Annotated in this window: 15 protein-coding genes; 6 read left to right on the top strand and 9 right to left on the bottom strand. The window is 49.2% G+C overall.

Translation table 11 applies throughout. The features are described 5' to 3' along the window. Nucleotides 1-26: 26 nt before the first annotated feature. Nucleotides 27-1,601: a cation:proton antiporter family protein gene (locus C2M24_RS01170; protein ID WP_105213019.1), complete on the bottom strand. Its 1,575-nt coding sequence runs from the start codon at nt 1,599-1,601 to the stop codon at nt 27-29. A gap of 352 nt (nt 1,602-1,953) precedes the next feature. On the opposite strand from C2M24_RS01170, the gene C2M24_RS01165 reads away from it, so the two are divergent. Continuing rightward, the gene (locus C2M24_RS01165; protein ID WP_105201042.1) at nt 1,954-2,697 is read left to right on the top strand and encodes a sporulation protein; all 744 of its coding nucleotides are present in this window, start codon (nt 1,954-1,956) and stop codon (nt 2,695-2,697) included. 81 nt (nt 2,698-2,778) lie between these two features. Next, nucleotides 2,779-3,222, top strand: coding sequence for a GNAT family N-acetyltransferase (locus C2M24_RS01160; protein ID WP_105201043.1), 444 nt, complete (start codon nt 2,779-2,781; stop codon nt 3,220-3,222). Between the two features lie 150 nt (nt 3,223-3,372). On the opposite strand, the gene C2M24_RS01155 is transcribed toward C2M24_RS01160, so the two are convergent. From C2M24_RS01155 to C2M24_RS01125, 7 genes are all read right to left on the bottom strand, one after another. Next, a complete protein-coding gene (locus C2M24_RS01155; protein ID WP_105213018.1) occupies nt 3,373-4,194 on the bottom strand; it encodes a hypothetical protein in 822 nt (273 codons plus the stop codon). Nucleotides 4,195-4,367: 173 nt separating this feature from the next. After that, nucleotides 4,368-5,717, bottom strand: coding sequence for a sodium-dependent transporter (locus C2M24_RS01150; protein WP_105213017.1), 1,350 nt, complete (start codon nt 5,715-5,717; stop codon nt 4,368-4,370). A gap of 207 nt (nt 5,718-5,924) precedes the next feature. Continuing rightward, the gene (locus C2M24_RS01145) at nt 5,925-7,187 is read right to left on the bottom strand and encodes an ATP-binding protein (protein ID WP_105213016.1); all 1,263 of its coding nucleotides are present in this window, start codon (nt 7,185-7,187) and stop codon (nt 5,925-5,927) included. A 22-nt stretch (nt 7,188-7,209) separates the two neighbouring features. Next, nucleotides 7,210-7,932, bottom strand: coding sequence for a response regulator transcription factor (locus C2M24_RS01140; protein WP_105201047.1), 723 nt, complete (start codon nt 7,930-7,932; stop codon nt 7,210-7,212). Further along, nucleotides 7,932-8,330, bottom strand: a complete 399-nt coding sequence (locus C2M24_RS01135) for a DUF3019 domain-containing protein (protein ID WP_105213015.1) — start codon at nt 8,328-8,330, stop codon at nt 7,932-7,934. Before C2M24_RS01135 ends, C2M24_RS01140 begins: the two co-directional genes overlap by 1 nt. Further along, nucleotides 8,320-9,156: a MipA/OmpV family protein gene (locus tag C2M24_RS01130; RefSeq protein ID WP_105213014.1), complete on the bottom strand. Its 837-nt coding sequence runs from the start codon at nt 9,154-9,156 to the stop codon at nt 8,320-8,322. Before C2M24_RS01130 ends, C2M24_RS01135 begins: the two co-directional genes overlap by 11 nt. Nucleotides 9,157-9,255: 99 nt before the next feature. After that, nucleotides 9,256-10,083 (bottom strand): hypothetical protein, encoded by an 828-nt coding sequence (locus C2M24_RS01125; RefSeq protein ID WP_158677932.1) that lies wholly within the window; start codon nt 10,081-10,083, stop codon nt 9,256-9,258. 143 nt (nt 10,084-10,226) lie between these two features. Here C2M24_RS01125 and C2M24_RS01120 point away from each other — a divergent pair, with 143 nt between their 5' ends. Beyond that, nucleotides 10,227-11,378 carry a serine hydrolase domain-containing protein gene (locus tag C2M24_RS01120; RefSeq protein ID WP_105213012.1) on the top strand — a complete coding sequence of 384 codons (1,152 nt, stop codon included), beginning with the start codon at nt 10,227-10,229 and terminating at the stop codon, nt 11,376-11,378. 62 nt (nt 11,379-11,440) lie between these two features. On the opposite strand, the gene yhbY is transcribed toward C2M24_RS01120, so the two are convergent. After that, nucleotides 11,441-11,737: a ribosome assembly RNA-binding protein YhbY gene (yhbY, locus tag C2M24_RS01115; protein ID WP_105190062.1), complete on the bottom strand. Its 297-nt coding sequence runs from the start codon at nt 11,735-11,737 to the stop codon at nt 11,441-11,443. A gap of 89 nt (nt 11,738-11,826) precedes the next feature. Here yhbY and rlmE point away from each other — a divergent pair, with 89 nt between their 5' ends. The 3 genes from rlmE (at nt 11,827) to folP (ending at nt 15,419) form a co-directional block, all read left to right on the top strand. Then, the gene (rlmE, locus tag C2M24_RS01110; RefSeq protein ID WP_105201052.1) at nt 11,827-12,456 is read left to right on the top strand and encodes a 23S rRNA (uridine(2552)-2'-O)-methyltransferase RlmE; all 630 of its coding nucleotides are present in this window, start codon (nt 11,827-11,829) and stop codon (nt 12,454-12,456) included. 64 nt (nt 12,457-12,520) lie between these two features. Then, complete coding sequence (gene ftsH, locus C2M24_RS01105) at nt 12,521-14,452, top strand: ATP-dependent zinc metalloprotease FtsH (RefSeq protein WP_233997987.1); 1,932 nt, start codon at nt 12,521-12,523, stop codon at nt 14,450-14,452. Between the two features lie 118 nt (nt 14,453-14,570). Beyond that, nucleotides 14,571-15,419, top strand: coding sequence for a dihydropteroate synthase (gene folP / locus C2M24_RS01100; protein WP_105213011.1), 849 nt, complete (start codon nt 14,571-14,573; stop codon nt 15,417-15,419). Nucleotides 15,420-15,431 lie beyond the last annotated feature (12 nt).

Genomic DNA, 15,431 nt, shown 5'->3' with positions numbered 1-15,431 from the left:
GTTATCACCTGTGAACATGAGTAGAGTTAGCTAAGGGCGATTTTTTCCTTAACGTGCTCGGCAAAACCGCTACCTGCTTCGAGGTAGAAGTTATAGGTAGAGTCGACGCCAAGCTCGCGCAATTCTTTTTGTTGATCCGGGTAGTTGGCAATGGCGGTCACCTGACCCTGATAGCCCGAGACCTTGAGTTGCTGTAGCGCGAAGATATTTTGATTGTGTTTAGGCATGGCCAACATAACCATCTCCACCTGGGAGTGGTTCAGCCGTTGCCAAAAATCCGGATCCGTGGCATCGGCTGTCAGGGCGCGGCGTCCACGTTTAACATGGCGGGCTACCACTTCCGGTTTAATATCGATCCCGGCCACCGCATCGGGGAAACTGCTGGCTATGGTTTCGTAGGCACCGGTTCCTATACGGCCCATGCCGAAGATCACAATACGGGTGTTGTGCAGGTTAACCGGCAACTCTTCCTCAAGGCGAGTATCGCTTTCAAAACGCAGTAGCCAGTTTTCCATACGTACATAGATATCGTTGGCGCGGCCATTAAGAGGCGAGGCAATAATAAAGGTGATGGCCACCGCTGTAGCCACAACCGCCAGCCATTGTGAAGACACCCAGCCAGTGCTGGCGGCAACGGCGCAGACTATCAGGCCAAATTCACTGTAATTGGCAAGGGTAAAGGCGCTAAGCAAAGAGGTACGGGCGCGCAGGCGCACAGAATTGGTCAAAATATAATAAAGCGCTACCTTGATCCCGAGTACTGAAACAATCAGCAAGGCGGCGACCAGGGCATTAAAGCTTAGCTCGGCGTTTAAGCCTATGGTGAGGAAAAAGCCGACGAGCAGGATGTCCTTAAAGCTCAATAAGGACTTGGCTAATTCGCTGGCCTTTTTATGGCTGGCAAACATCATGCCCAGGATCAATGCGCCCAGATCACCCTTAATACCGGCAAACTCAAAGGCTTGATAACCCGCGACCAGGGCGAAGAAAAAACCGAATAGCGGCAGCAGTTCGCCGTGTTTTGAGCGGTTTAGGATCCAAAACATAACCGGGCGAAACAGTGGCAACAATACCAGCAGGGCAAGAGCCCAATAGTTAGGTAGCTTGCCGGTGCTGGCGACTAAAAAAAGCACCGCAAAAATATCCTGCATAACCAAGATACCGATGGAAATTTTACCGTGCAGGCTGGCCATTTCACCGCGGTCTTCCAAGACCTTAACGGCAAAAACCGTGCTTGAGAAACTAAAGGCAAAGCCCAGCAATAAGGCGGTTTGCCAGTTTAATTCCACAAACAGCGGTAGGGCAAAGATACCCAGCAGCAGTAAAAAGCCGCCAAACAGTGCCGTGCTAAGGACTATATGCGCCGTTGCCGGGGCCCAGACCTGTACCTTCATCAAGCTAGAGACTTTCAGTTTAAGGCCGATACTAAAAAGCAGTAGGGTGATCCCCAAACTGGCAATACTGTTTAGTAATTCAGTGGTTTTATAGCCGGCGAAATGCAAGACGAAGCCGGCAATTAAAAAGCCTACCATGGGCGGCAGTTTTACCTGGTAGGCGGCGAAACCGCAAACAAAAGCAACGGCGAAAAAGATGAGTTCCATAGATTTCTTTTTATAGTCAATATGCTAACAGTGTAGCGAAAGCCAGGCTTGATGAAAATATGCGACTTTATAGTTCGTTAGCCCATTACGGGCAAAAATTTGATTATACCAATTCTGTTAAGTATGTGAGCAGAGATAGCGCTGGATAAATGATGTGATAACAAGGCGGAATTTTTCTTATGTACATTCTACATAGAAAAATTCCAACGCCGTTAGCATGATATTTAGCCCGCTAGAATGATTAGCTATTTAAGTGAATTGGTATTATTTGTCGCTAACCTAAACTTTTCACTGACAAGGTCATAAAAATGTGGTTAAGATGCGACAAAAGGATCTTAAAACAGGAGTAGTTATGTTTAAAAAAATCCTGGCTTCAGTTGGTATTGGTGCGGCTAAAGTAGACACAGTGCTACAAACCGAGCATTTGCACCCTGGACAAAAATTTCATGCCGAAATCATCATTCAAGGCGGTGATGTCGAACAAGATATTTCTGGTCTGGAATTGGCATTAATGACTCGCGTCAAAGTAGAAGCGGATGACGGCGCCTACTTTGCCAACCATGTTATTGATAAATGGCGGGTGAGTGAAAAGCTGACCTTGCAACCGGGTGAAGAGCACCGTATTCCGTTTGAGGCAAGACTGCATTCGGAAACGCCGATCACCGAATTTAGTGCCGGTTATAACCAGACTCAGGTGTGGATACAAACCGGTTTGAATATTGATTTGGCCCTTGATGCCAGCGACCGTGATGTGCTGCACATCTATCCTAATGAGGCGGTCAAAACCTGTATGCAGGCCATGGATAAGCTAGGCTTTTCCTTGGTTAAAGCCGACGTGGAAAAGGGTTATCTGCGCGCTCCTAGCTTTCAGTCGACCTCAGGTTGTTATCAGGAGTTGGAATACCGCCCGGGAAATCGCGGTATGTTCGGCATTCAGGAAGTGGAGCTGTCTTTTGTACCTGAGGCCCATAAAACCCATGTGCTGATTGAGCTTGACCGCGCATTTCGTGCTGACGGTTATATCGACCTCACCATAGAGCATGATCATGTGAATCTATCGCAGATTTGCGACCAGCTTGAGCGCTTAATTCACTGATAGCCCTCGGTTATTAATAAAAACTAATCGAAAGCCCGGCCTAGCTGGGCTTTTTTGTCAGAGCAACTGTCGGAGTAACCCATGAGTATTCTATGGCTGCATAAACATTTTAATGAGCTAAGCACTGATGAGCTCTTCACCCTGATGCGCGCCCGCGTTGATGTGTTTGTGGTTGAGCAAAACTGTCCTTACCCTGAACTGGATGATGCCGATATCGCAGCGGATACACTGCATCTTTTGGGGTATCAAGACGGCCAGTTATGCGCTTATGCCCGTTGTATAAGTAAAGGGGAAAAGGTAGCCATAGGGCGGGTGCTTTGCGTCAAGCAATGGCGTGGAAAGGGCCTTGCTAAGGCGCTGATGAAGGAGGCTCTGTCCCTGTGCCACAGTCACTGTCCCGGGTGCACCGTGGTGCTAAGCGCACAAACCTATTTGCTCGACTTTTATCGCGGCTTTGGTTTTCAAACTAAAGGCGAGCCTTATCTAGAAGACGGCATAGAGCATCAGGATATGGAACTGTTATAAATGATGAAAGAGCCGGGTATTAAACCTTTGGATTTAGGGCGCTTCATTTTTCCCGCATTTAATTGAAATCGTGTAGATTAATTCTTTGACCGCAAAAAAAAGCGGAGCCTAGGCTCCGCTTCCGGCTTTCACCATTGGTGTTCTCTTAGATTAGGGGTAGCTTTGGAAAGCCTGATCTATGTATGGGGCTAACGGTTCAAACGGCGTGTATTGGGTGTAGCCAAACGGGTCTTGATACTTGATCCTAAACTGGTGGTCAGTGAAGCCATCAGGGAATGTCTCAGTTTGAATCTCCAAATCAGCCGCTTTAAAGAATGAATATTCTTCGCTCGAAATGGGTGCAGGGATGTTAATTATTTTTTCTCCGTTGCCCATCCAGTTAACCTTTATCTTAAAGCCTTCGCCATTGAACTCGTCAAACATGGCTCTTTGATACAAGGTGAGGGTCATGTCTTTATCTTGGTAGCTGATGGTTTCGATATCGGCGACCGTCACCGGGGTGACGTCATTTAAGATACCTTGAGCGTTGAATATCATCAGGCCATGCGAGTAATTTAGTTCGTTCAGCTCATTGGTCATTTCCATGACCTGTAATTCGATAGTGAGGTTTCTGCCACCGCTAATTTTGTCAGATGCAAATACGGTGACTAACACTTTACTGTACACCCAGGCATCGTTGACCATGGCTTTATATAGATCTGGGCCGTAGCTAGATTCTTTTTGAAAGCCTTTAACGACTAGGTTAGTTGCGTTTTCGAAAACAATTTCGAGTTCATCCAGTGATTGCTCGGGCGTATGAAGTGAGTTCGATGTTTTGACCTTTATCTTTTTTACCATGTTCAGGTCCAAGCCCGGGTAGGGCACTGATGAACTGGCGCTAGGGTAGTTGATTTCGTACTCTGCGGCCTTAGCATTGGAGCTTAGGCCCAGTGTAAGTACTAGGGTAGATAAAAAAACCATAATGGCTTTCATGTGTATTTCCTTGTTATGTACTTGTTAATCCAATGTGAAAGCAAACAGATGCTAGCATAGAAAAATAGGTACATCCCGTCCAATGAGCAATTAGCTTGTTTTATAAGGCATATTTAAGGAAAAGGGGTGATAAAAAAGGCCGCGAGTGCGGCCTTTTTCGGTATTACCTTGAATTAACGTAGCGAGTTAATAAACACCAGGGCGATACACACTGGGCATACAAACTTGATGTACCAGGGCCAAATCTTCCAGAACCAGCTATTGGCGGCTTCTGGGCAGCCGGATTGAATTTCTTTAAGCAGTGATGCACGGCTCCAGATCCAGCCAACAAAAACACAACACATTAAGCCTAATAGCGGTTGGCCAAAACGAGTGGTGATGGCGATCACTAAACCAAACAATTGTTCAAAGTTAAGCAATATGATGGTGCTTATTGAGCCGATGAAGGCGCCTATGGTCCAGGTCGCCGGTTTACGGTCAAGGCCAAATTTCTCTACCGTGTAAGACACCGGAGCTTCTAACATGGAAATAGAGGAGGTCAGGGCGGCAATACTCATTAGCGCGAAGAAGGCAAAACCCACAAACAGACCGGCGCTGCCCATGGTATCAAACAGGGCTGGCAATACCTGGAACACGAGTGTGTCTTCCGAGAGTAACTTACCCGCTTCGTCAAAGATTTGTACCCCTTGCTCCTGTGCCACATACATGGCCGGAATAATAAGTAAACCGGCAACGAAGGCGATAAACACATCGATAAGGGTTACCGAGGCGCCCAGAGTAACCAGGTTTTCTTGTTTAGAAATGTATGAGCCGTAAATGATCATGACACTGGTACCCAGTGACAGCGAGAAAAACGCCTGACCCAGGGCACTCACCAGCAGAGTAGGCTCAAAGATGGCGCTAAAGTCCGGTAGCAGGTAATTGCGCAGGCCTTCACTGGCACCGTCCTGGCTCATTACATAGGCGATCAACGCAAATAAAATGCCCAGCAAGGCCGGCATCAAGCGCTTTGACCACTTTTCTATGCCATTCTCAACGCCTTTACTGATGATCATCACGGTCAGCACGATAAAGCCGCCAGCAAAGAGTAAGTTACGGGTTAAGGATTGACTCGTCAGCCAGTTTGCTGCCTCTGGAGCACCCACAAGTTGGGCAATAGGCTCAGCGGTATAACTGATCATCCAACCGGCAACTATGGCATAAAAACTTAAAATCATGCCGGCACAGATAATGCCGCCAAAACCAACTAAGAATGCCAGTGGGTGTTGCCACTTATGCTTGGATACTTTTTTTAGCGAACTTACGGCATTGGCCTGACCATAACGGCCAACAACCAGCTCGGCCATTAATGCGGGATAGGCTAAACAGAAGGCTAGAACCAGATAAGCAAGCACAAAGGCGGCGCCACCATTGGAGGCGGTTTGAGTGGGAAAGCCCCAAATATTACCTAGTCCCACTGCCGAACCGGCAGCGGCCATTATAAAACCAAAACGGGAGCTAAACTCCCCACGCGACGCACTCATATTATTATATTTCTCTGTAGGTGAACTGCGCCCTAAATCTACTGTAATTTACGTGAAATAAAAAGCACAAAGCGGCAATTAGTACACTGTAGCCGGGGTAAAGCGCGCTATACGAACAATTTCCATGCTATCGGCGCAATGCCCGGTCTTAGGGCGACGCCGCCACATTAGCAATGTGCTGTGGGCTAGAGCGATGTAAACGCTGTGTTACATCGGCAGTATCAAGGTGAATTGTGCACCGCCTAATTTTGCCGATGAACCCACCTGCAGCTTGCCCTGATGCCACAACATCACCTTGTGGCAAATGGCCAGGCCCAAACCATAACCGTTTTGATTGCGATGCTTAGCGCTTTGATAAAAGGGCTTAAGCACAGCCGCGCGCTCTTGCGCCGGGACGCCTGGGCCATCATCGGCAATGCTGATGTGTAATTGCTGCGCTTCGGTGTAGGCGCTGATAACTATCTGGTTGTCGGCATAGCGCAGGGCATTGGTAAGAATATTATGGATACAGCGCGCCAACCAATGCAGGTCGGCCTGTACCATCAGCTGATGGGGGCAGTCTATGTGCACCTGTATGCCGCCTAGTTGGGGTAGTAACTGCTCACCTACCTCTTGTAAATAAGGGTAAAGCTCGGTGCGGCTGTAATTTAGTTCAATATTCTGTTGTTGCAGGGCGGCAAAACTGAGGTAGCTCTTAAGCATGGACTCCATGGTATCGAGATCTTTTTCCATGCGCGTCAGGTAGGCCTGCTTGCTTTGCTCATCTTCGCTGTCCATGGCGGCATCAAGGCCAAAGCGCAGACAGGCGATGGGGGTGCGAATATCATGGGAGAGGCTCGATGCCATCAGTTTATTCTCCGCCAACAGCGCATTGATCTGCTCGGCCATGGAGTTAAAGCTGCGCTCAAGCTGTTGTGTATAGCTAAAACGGCTGCTGGCAATGCGGGTGTCGAGTTTTCCCTTGGCAAATCGTGTCGCGGCATTGGCCAAGGTGGTAATGCGCCGGGTCAAAGGTATTAGGGGTAACCACATGCACAGGCTAAAGCCGCAGTAAAACAGAACGGTGAGCAGTAGATCATGGTGAGAGCTGGCCGGTTTGGGTAACCGCATGGTGAGGTGATGGTCGGCCAGTTGTGGCGTGGAGCGTACCAAGTAAAGGCCCTCCTCATCGGCCAAGGTTAGCCCTTGCTCTTGATAAAGCTGTTGGCGCAGTGGTGAGGGTAAGGCAAGGTCGCTATTGGCGGCATAGCCAATATTCAAGTTAAAGTGGCTGTTAAGCGTCGCCAGTTGCTGGCGTTGTTGCTCTGCGGGATAGCTGGCCAGGTAGGAAAGCATGCCGCTTAGGAGCGCTTGCTGCTGATTAAAATCATTGTGCTCATCGTTGTTGCTGGCGATGCCATCGATCAACCAGCTGAGCAGTACCACAGACAGCAGCGCCGTGGCCAATAAGGATAAGTAGAGCTTTTTCATTGCCGCCTCTTAGCCTGTGCGCCTAGTCGGCAGTATCCGCATGCCAGGCATCTTTAACCAATAAATAGCCCTTGCCCCAGATGGTTTTTATTCGTTGCGGCTGCTCGCCATTGCCATCAAAACGTTTGCGCAGCGCCGATATCACCACATCTATGCTTCTATCTAAGCCGTCATATTCGCGACCCTTGATGGCCTTGAACACAGAGTCTCGGTCAACCACCTCACCGGCGTGGCGGGCAAGATAGGCCAGCAACGAAAATTCTGCATGAGAGAGTTCCACCGCTTGCTCGGCCAGGGTCACGCGGTGCGCCTGCATGTCTATATGCAATTGCCCCACTTTAATATGCATCGGCTCTGCGGATGGCTGAGAATCGTCGGCCATATCCCGTAAACTGGCCTTAATTCTGGCCAGCAATACGCGAGGACGGGCTGGTTTGGCGATATAATCGCTGGCACCGACTTCTAACCCTATTACCTCGTCGAGCTCTTCATCGCGGGCGGTCAGCATGATAATGGGTTGCTGATAAAACTGACGTAATCGGGTGCACACGCTAACGCCGTCGAGACCGGGCAGCATAATATCGAGTAAGATTAAATCTGGATTGTGTTCGCGCACATAGGCTTCGACCTCGTTGCCCTTGTCGCACAGGCCCACGCGATAGCCGTTTTGAGCAAGAAATTCAAGCATCCACTCGCTCAGCGAAGGGTCGTCCTCGACCACTAAAATAAGGGGTTGCTGACTCATTAAAATAACCTCCATCGCCTTTTTTTCTGGCCGCTGGTGTACACCCACTGCACTCGTACCTCGGTGCGGGCGAGCACTTTGCCCGTAGTGACATGAAATAATTCAAAACCCTGCGCCGTCTTGCTGGCGAATTCAAACACCAGTTTGCCTTGTTGTTGCTGTTGCCAACAATGCAGGGGCTTAGTGGCTTGGTTTTGGCGAATACAGTAGCGCTCTTCGTTGTCCACCTGCCAATTCAGGGTGATATCGGAATAACAGGTGCGCCCCTGGCGCAGTGCCACACAGGTGTTTGGCGTGCTGAGCAAGGTGGGTAGTTCGGCGGACAACGCCTCGGGCTGCGCCGCCCAGCTTGGCAGGGCTAACATTAAACTAAGGCTGGCGCTGAGTCTAAAAAACATAGCGTACGCCTACCTTGGCCTTATGCTGGTATTGTTGAGATATTATCGGGCTGTCGCTTATTTCCGAGGAAAATAAGGTGGAGAGCCAGCCGGCTAAAAACACCCAGTTTTGTGATAAGGGATGCTCGGCGTGAAATTCCAGCACTAGGGATTGGGATGCGTGGGCCTGGTAGATGGGGCGCTGCGCGGTGGCCTCATGGGCGTCGATACCAAAGTAATAATCGGTGAAATCGCCGCCATAATGGTTAAAACCCAAACCTGTGCGCAGCTCCCAATTCCGGTACTGGCTGATACGGGTTAAGAAGCTGCTGAAAATCCATGAGTTATGAGTGCCGGTAATATCATGCATCAGCTCAAATGACAGTTGCATGTCGTCAAAACGGCGCGATAATCTCAGCCCTACATCGAAATCATAGTGGCGGCGGTCGATACCGGCGAGCTCATCTACTACATCCCTGTCATAGATTTTCAAGCCGGTTTCATCGAATCCAGCTTGCACATTGGTACCGACAATATCCAGGCCCCAGTCGAACTTATCGACCAGCGAATAGCCTATGACCATACCGCCGCTTAACTGGCTATGGTCTATATCCAGATAGAAGTTGTTATAGCTGATCACCAGATTTAAATCCGGCTCAATACCGTCATCGTAGGAGTCGAGGCCAATCAGATAGGAGTCTTCGATATAATAACCGGCGCCTATGCTCCAATCCCAATTAAAGCCTGGTTGAGGCTCCAAACGGTTGTCTGAATAATAACGGTTGGTCGCCAAACTAGGTTGGCTTATAAGCAAAAACAGCAGGGCGAGTAGGGTACGAATTGGCATGGCTTCAGGCTTTTTATTTTATAGTAGGTTGCTTGGGCGCCGAAAACTGTAAGAAATTGTAGATGGGCTCACCGGCGGTGTACCGGTAAGCCCAGTCGATCAGTTGATATTGATCTTCTCCAGCAAAATACCGCTGAGGTAGTAGTGCAGATCCGGTACTAAGGCACTCACCTCGGTGTCGTTACAGGACCCGGCGATTTTTTCCAGTGCCGAGATTTTACTCAGGACCTGATAGCGAGGCGCTTTAGGTGCCGGCTTGTCGCCACGTTCGGCGAGCGCATCCGGTGAGTTGTGAGTTTGCACAAACTCCTGAACCTGCTCCAAATTATCTATGTAATCGCTGATTGTCAGTTGATAACGCAAGGGATTGCGTTGAAAGCTGGCGGTATCAATGGATGATTTGGCAAACCACACCACATCCTTGGAAGCTCGGTGGAAGAGTTTCATACTGACTGAGCCAGAAATATTGCTACATTGGCGTACGGCGAATTCTTCAATAAGACTACCATCGCCGAGGATATGGCTATTGCTCAGGCGATAATCCACCTTGTCGGCCTCACTAATATCCAGCTGATTAATGCTAAGAATATAGTCCGCCTGTTTGGCGTCATTGATCACCGCAAGGGATTTATCGTTGAAAATGGCCACCAGGCGATCGCGTAGGCGCTCTGTCAGTGCTACTTGCTCGCTTTCGATTACCACGCTTTGTCCGCGTTTAACAGGGTGAGCCGGAAGCTGCACCGACTTGACCCTTGGTTGCTGATGGTCAACCTGGTATTCGAGAACATAGGTGCGCTCACTAAGACTCGGCTTCGTTGGCATAGCAACCCTTTGCGCCTGTTGCAAAGAAGTCGTTTGTAAGCTGCTACAGCCGCTGAGCAAAATTGCCGAGCCAAGCAGTGCCAGTGCTAAAGAATTCTTCATCATACTATTTATAACTCTTAGTTTCCCTTGTCGCTGCGCTTAGGCACCCATACTTGAGTACACCCACACAGCATTGTACGTGAGTTTAACCTAAAGTTCATGATAATATTTACCCAATCTGAACTGTTATCGCTAAAACAACAATAATGAAAACCAAGAGTTTAGTTGCTTCTTTCTGTCTTATCTTCAGTACCTTATTGCCTGCTTATGGAGCTTCCATAGGCGCCGATGCGTATCAATGGCACGGCTTTGTTGACTCTTATGTTGCCGATTTAGAGCGTCAGCTTAAACAAAAGCGTGTGCCTGGGGCCGCCTTGTCGATAGTGCATCCGGATTATCCTTCCATTGCCTTGGGTTTTGGTAAAACCAAAATAAGAAAAGGGCGCCAAGTTGATGTGAATACGCGTTTTCGCCTTGCTTCGGTGTCGAAAACCTTTGCTGGCTCGCTGGCTGCCAAGTTGGCCGAGCAAGGGGTTATAGAGCTGGATGCCCCTGTGCACCAATATATTCCTGAATTGCGTAGCACTGATTATAAAAATACCCTTAAGGTCTCGCATTTACTGAGTCACTCCAGCGGCCTGGTGCCCAATGCCTACGACAACCTAGTAGAATCACGCATGTCTTATCCGGATATTGTTGAAAAGCTGCTGAAAATTGAACCCGTGTGTGAACCGGGGGAATGTTATGGCTATCAGAATGTGATGTTTTCCCTGGTTGGCGATGTGATTGAGCGCGCCAGTGGTAAGGACTATGAGACCTGGGTGCGGGAAGATATTTTCGAGCCCTTACGTATGCGCCATGCGAGTCTAGGTTATGAGGGCATGATAGTGGATGAAAACTATGCCTATCCGCATGTGCGAGGACGCAAACGCTGGCATACCGCACGTTTAAAGAAAAACTATTACAAGGTGCTGCCGGCAGCGGGCGTCAATGCCAGTGCAGCGGATATGGTGCAATGGTTAAAGGCGCAATTGGGTATGTACCCGAGTGTGTTACCACCGGCGGCGCTACAAACTCAGGTTCAGCCTTATACCCTGACCACAAAAGAGCGTCGTCGCCGCATATGGGGTGAGCATGTTAATCAGGCTCATTATGGTTTGGGCTGGCGTATCTACCAATATGATGATGAAACCATCTACTACCACAGTGGTTGGGTACAGGGTTATAGAACCGATATCGTGGTGATCCCACGCTTAAACGTCGGCTTTAGTCTTTTGCTTAATGCCGAAAGCGGTTTGATTAGTGAACTTACTACACAGTTTATCGACCAAGTACTGGCCTTGCCGCGCACCGCTTAGAACAGGGTACAAAAACAAAAAAGGTCAGCATTGCTGACCTTTTTTGGTATGAAGCGAGGTGATTAATTGCGTGGCAATTGAATCTTACGGTCTTCGCTTTGGCGGTACAGGGCAATGATATGGCCGATGCTTTGTACTTTATGGGCACCGGTTTCGCGTACGATAGCGTCAAAAATCAGGGCCTTGGTCTCGCGATCCGTGGTTGGCACCTTCACTTTGATCAATTCGTGAATATCCAAAGCACTGTCTATTTCGGCGATTACGCCCTCGGTTAGGCCATTGGCTCCCAGTAAAACCACAGGTTTCAGTGGGTGCGCAAGGGATTTCAGATACTGCTTTTGTTTATTGGATAGTTTCATAGATTTTATAAATTTTGCTGATTCGAGCTTGAATTACAGGTATTCTAACGCCATCTAGCAGATATTACTATTAAGTTACGTGTTAATTTATGACGAATAAAAAGCACTCGGCGAGCTCAAAGCGCTGGCTAAAAGAGCATTTTGACGATCATTATGTTCATGAGGCACAGAAACAGGGCTGGCGTTCGCGAGCGGTGTTCAAACTCGAAGAAATTCAGCAAAAAGATAAACTACTCAAACCCGGCATGGCGGTGGTGGACCTAGGTGCCGCTCCCGGTAGCTGGTCTCAGTACCTGGCACAGCAGGTGGGTGATAATGGCCAGGTGATTGCCTGTGATATTCTGCCCATGGACTCGCTGGCCGGTGTCGACTTCCTGCAAGGTGATTTCCGCGAAGAGGCAGTGCTTAACGCCTTGTTAGATCGTATCGATGGTAAAAACGTCGACGTGGTTTTTTCCGATATGGCGCCGAATATGAGCGGCAATATGAGCACGGATCAGGCCGGCAGCATGTATTTGGTCGAACTGGCACTGGATATGTGTCATCAGGTATTGAAGAAAAACGGCGCTTTTGCGGTCAAAGTATTCCAGGGGGAAGGTTTTGATCAGTTCGTGAAGGACGTGCGCGAGAGTTTCCGTACCGTAAAAATCCGTAAGCCCGATGCGTCAAGACCGCGCTCTCGCGAGGTATATATAGTAGCGACGGGTTACAAACTGTAGTACAGTTGTCGGGAAAAGTTGAACTTAATTAATTTAGATACAAGAGGTTAACACCTTGAGTGATATGGCAAAGAATTTAATACTCTGGCTTGTTATTGCCGTGGTTTTAATGTCTGTTTTTCAAAGCTTTAACGGCTCTGAAGGCGTTGACAGACAAACCAGTTACACCCAATTCGTAAAGGATGTGCGCAATGGTGCTGTACGTGAAGTCGTGATTGATCGCGGCACTGGCTCGATCACTGGCGTTAAGTCCAGCGGTGAGCGTTTCCAAACCACCATGCCAATGTATGACGAAGACCTGATGAATGACTTGTTGAAAAACGACGTCAACACTAAGGGTGTTCAGCCTGAAGAGCAGTCCCTGTTAGCCAGCATTTTCATTTCCTGGTTCCCTATGCTCCTGTTGATCGGCGTGTGGATCTTCTTTATGCGTCAGATGCAAGGCGGTGGCGGCAAGGGCGCTATGTCCTTCGGTAAGAGTAAAGCCCGCCTAATGAGCGAAGATCAGGTTAAAACCACCTTTGCCGATGTGGCCGGTTGTGATGAAGCCAAGGAAGATGTAACCGAGCTGGTTGATTTCTTGCGCGACCCGTCTAAATTCCAAAAACTTGGCGGTAGCATTCCTAAGGGCGTGTTGATGGTAGGTCCTCCTGGTACGGGTAAAACCTTGCTGGCCAAGGCCGTAGCCGGTGAAGCCAAAGTACCGTTTTTCACTATCTCAGGTTCTGATTTCGTCGAAATGTTCGTAGGTGTGGGTGCATCCCGTGTACGTGACATGTTCGAGCAAGCGAAAAAAGCAGCACCTTGTATCATCTTCATTGATGAAATCGATGCCGTTGGTCGCCAACGTGGTGCCGGCATGGGTGGTGGTCACGATGAACGTGAGCAAACGCTTAACCAGATGCTGGTAGAGATGGATGGCTTTGAAGGTAATGAAGGCATTATCGTAATAGCTGCCACCAACCGCCCAGACGTACTGGATCCGGCGCTATTGCGTCCAGGTCGTTTCGATCGTCAAGTGGTGGTAGGCTTGCCGGATATTCGCGGTCGTGAACAAATTCTTAAGGTGCATATGCGCAAAGTACCTTTGGCAGATGATGTTGAAGCATCCGTGATTGCCCGTGGTACTCCTGGTTTCTCAGGCGCCGATTTGGCCAACCTGGTAAACGAAGCCGCTTTGTTTGCCGCTCGTGGTAACAAGCGCGTGGTGAGCATGGCCGAATTTGATGCCGCTAAAGACAAGATCATGATGGGTGCTGAGCGCAAGTCCATGGTGATGTCTGAGCAAGAAAAAGAAATGACTGCATACCATGAAGCAGGTCACGCCATTGTTGGCCGCATGGTGCCAGAGCATGACCCTGTATATAAAGTATCAATCATTCCGCGCGGTCGTGCCTTGGGTGTGACCATGTACTTGCCGGAGCAAGACCGTGTAAGTCACTCAAAAGAACACCTCGAATCTATGATTTCAAGCTTGTATGGCGGCCGTATTGCCGAAGCCTTGATTTACGGCGATGACAAGGTAACTACTGGTGCAAGTAATGACATTGAGCGCGCGACACAAATCGCTCGCAAGATGGTTACACAGTGGGGTTTGAGCGCCAAAATGGGACCACTTCTTTATGCAGAAGAAGAAGGCGAAGTCTTTATGGGTCGCGGCGGTTCTCGCAGCATGAGTATGTCGGATGAGACAGCTAAAGCAATCGATGTAGAAGTGCGTGAACTCTCTGATCGCAACTACCAGCGTGCTGAACAAATCCTACGTGATAACATGGATATCCTGCATACCATGAAAGACGCGCTGATGAAGTACGAAACCATTGATGCCAAGCAAATTGATGACCTAATGGCGCGTCGTGAAGTTCGTCCACCGAGCGATGCCCATGACCGCAAAGCCACCAAGGCACAAGTGGCAGCAGAGCCTGACAAATCGGCCCCGGAGCAAGGCACTTCATCCGCACAAGATGAAAAGCCAGGCTCAGAAGAGGACAAGTAATAAATTCAAGCCCCAAAGATATTGGGGCTTTTCCTTCTTGTGGATCATCTTATCTATCTGCCCTCACTTAGCATTCGCCTAAGGGATCTGGGCTTTTTAATTTTAGGGAAGAGTAGCCATGTTATCTTTACCCCGAGGTCGTTTCCTCGACCTTAGCACCCCACAGGTGATGGGGATACTCAATGTCACGCCAGATTCCTTTTCTGACGGCGGTCAGCACAACGATTTTGATGACGCTGTCAAAAGAGCCTTAGCTATGCTTGAGCAGGGTGCCACCATTATTGATATAGGTGGTGAATCAACCCGCCCAGGTGCAGCGGACGTTCTTGAGCAAGAAGAACTTGAACGGGTTGTTCCTGTGATCAAGGCGATACGCGCGCAATCCGATTGTGTGATCTCCATAGACACCAGTAAGGCTGTGGTAATGACAGCGGCGGTTCAGGCCGGTGCCGATATTATTAATGATGTGCGTGCCTTGCAGGAACCAGGCGCGTTGCAGGCAGCAGTGGCTTTGGATGTTCCCGTATGTCTTATGCATATGCAGGGGCAGCCGAGATCCATGCAGGATGCACCGGATTATAAGGATGTGACCGCCGAGGTATGCAGCTATTTGGCCGAGCGCGCGCAAACCTGCATCGACGCAGGCATTAAAGCCGAGCATATAATAGTGGATCCTGGTTTTGGCTTTGGTAAGTCATTGCAACACAATTATCAATTACTGGCTGAGCTTGAGCAGATGCAACAGCTTGGCTACCCGGTATTGACCGGACTTTCACGCAAATCCATGTTTGGGCAGCTGCTGGGGCGACCGGCAGACCAAAGACTTAGCGCCAGCCTGGCGGGAGCCCTGATTTGCATGCAAAAGGGCGCGGCCATAGTGCGCGTTCATGATGTTCAAGAAACCGTCGACCTGTTGCGGGTGCACCAGGCGATGTTACGGCCCACAGATGTGCAGCCGCAAGAATAAGAGTACAGGAGT

This window comes from Pseudoalteromonas sp. T1lg22 (assembly GCF_002964645.1).
GTDB lineage: Bacteria > Pseudomonadota > Gammaproteobacteria > Enterobacterales > Alteromonadaceae > Pseudoalteromonas.
The sequence above is the reverse complement of the archived record's forward strand: the minus strand, read 5'-3'. Positions and strand labels throughout refer to the sequence as shown.

What these genes read in the sequence shown, in the direction of transcription:
- C2M24_RS01170 (WP_105213019.1), bottom strand. Translation starts at nt 1,601, where the DNA reads ATGGAACTCATCTTTTTCGCCGTTGCTTTTGTTTGCGGTTTCGCCGCC.
- C2M24_RS01165 (WP_105201042.1), top strand. Translation starts at nt 1,954, where the DNA reads ATGTTTAAAAAAATCCTGGCTTCAGTTGGTATTGGTGCGGCTAAAGTA.
- C2M24_RS01160 (WP_105201043.1), top strand. Translation starts at nt 2,779, where the DNA reads ATGAGTATTCTATGGCTGCATAAACATTTTAATGAGCTAAGCACTGAT.
- C2M24_RS01155 (WP_105213018.1), bottom strand. Translation starts at nt 4,194, where the DNA reads ATGAAAGCCATTATGGTTTTTTTATCTACCCTAGTACTTACACTGGGC.
- C2M24_RS01150 (WP_105213017.1), bottom strand. Translation starts at nt 5,717, where the DNA reads ATGAGTGCGTCGCGTGGGGAGTTTAGCTCCCGTTTTGGTTTTATAATG.
- C2M24_RS01145 (WP_105213016.1), bottom strand. Translation starts at nt 7,187, where the DNA reads ATGAAAAAGCTCTACTTATCCTTATTGGCCACGGCGCTGCTGTCTGTG.
- C2M24_RS01140 (WP_105201047.1), bottom strand. Translation starts at nt 7,932, where the DNA reads ATGAGTCAGCAACCCCTTATTTTAGTGGTCGAGGACGACCCTTCGCTG.
- C2M24_RS01135 (WP_105213015.1), bottom strand. Translation starts at nt 8,330, where the DNA reads ATGTTTTTTAGACTCAGCGCCAGCCTTAGTTTAATGTTAGCCCTGCCA.
- C2M24_RS01130 (WP_105213014.1), bottom strand. Translation starts at nt 9,156, where the DNA reads ATGCCAATTCGTACCCTACTCGCCCTGCTGTTTTTGCTTATAAGCCAA.
- C2M24_RS01125 (WP_158677932.1), bottom strand. Translation starts at nt 10,083, where the DNA reads ATGATGAAGAATTCTTTAGCACTGGCACTGCTTGGCTCGGCAATTTTG.
- C2M24_RS01120 (WP_105213012.1), top strand. Translation starts at nt 10,227, where the DNA reads ATGAAAACCAAGAGTTTAGTTGCTTCTTTCTGTCTTATCTTCAGTACC.
- yhbY (WP_105190062.1), bottom strand. Translation starts at nt 11,737, where the DNA reads ATGAAACTATCCAATAAACAAAAGCAGTATCTGAAATCCCTTGCGCAC.
- rlmE (WP_105201052.1), top strand. Translation starts at nt 11,827, where the DNA reads ATGACGAATAAAAAGCACTCGGCGAGCTCAAAGCGCTGGCTAAAAGAG.
- ftsH (WP_233997987.1), top strand. Translation starts at nt 12,521, where the DNA reads ATGGCAAAGAATTTAATACTCTGGCTTGTTATTGCCGTGGTTTTAATG.
- folP (WP_105213011.1), top strand. Translation starts at nt 14,571, where the DNA reads ATGTTATCTTTACCCCGAGGTCGTTTCCTCGACCTTAGCACCCCACAG.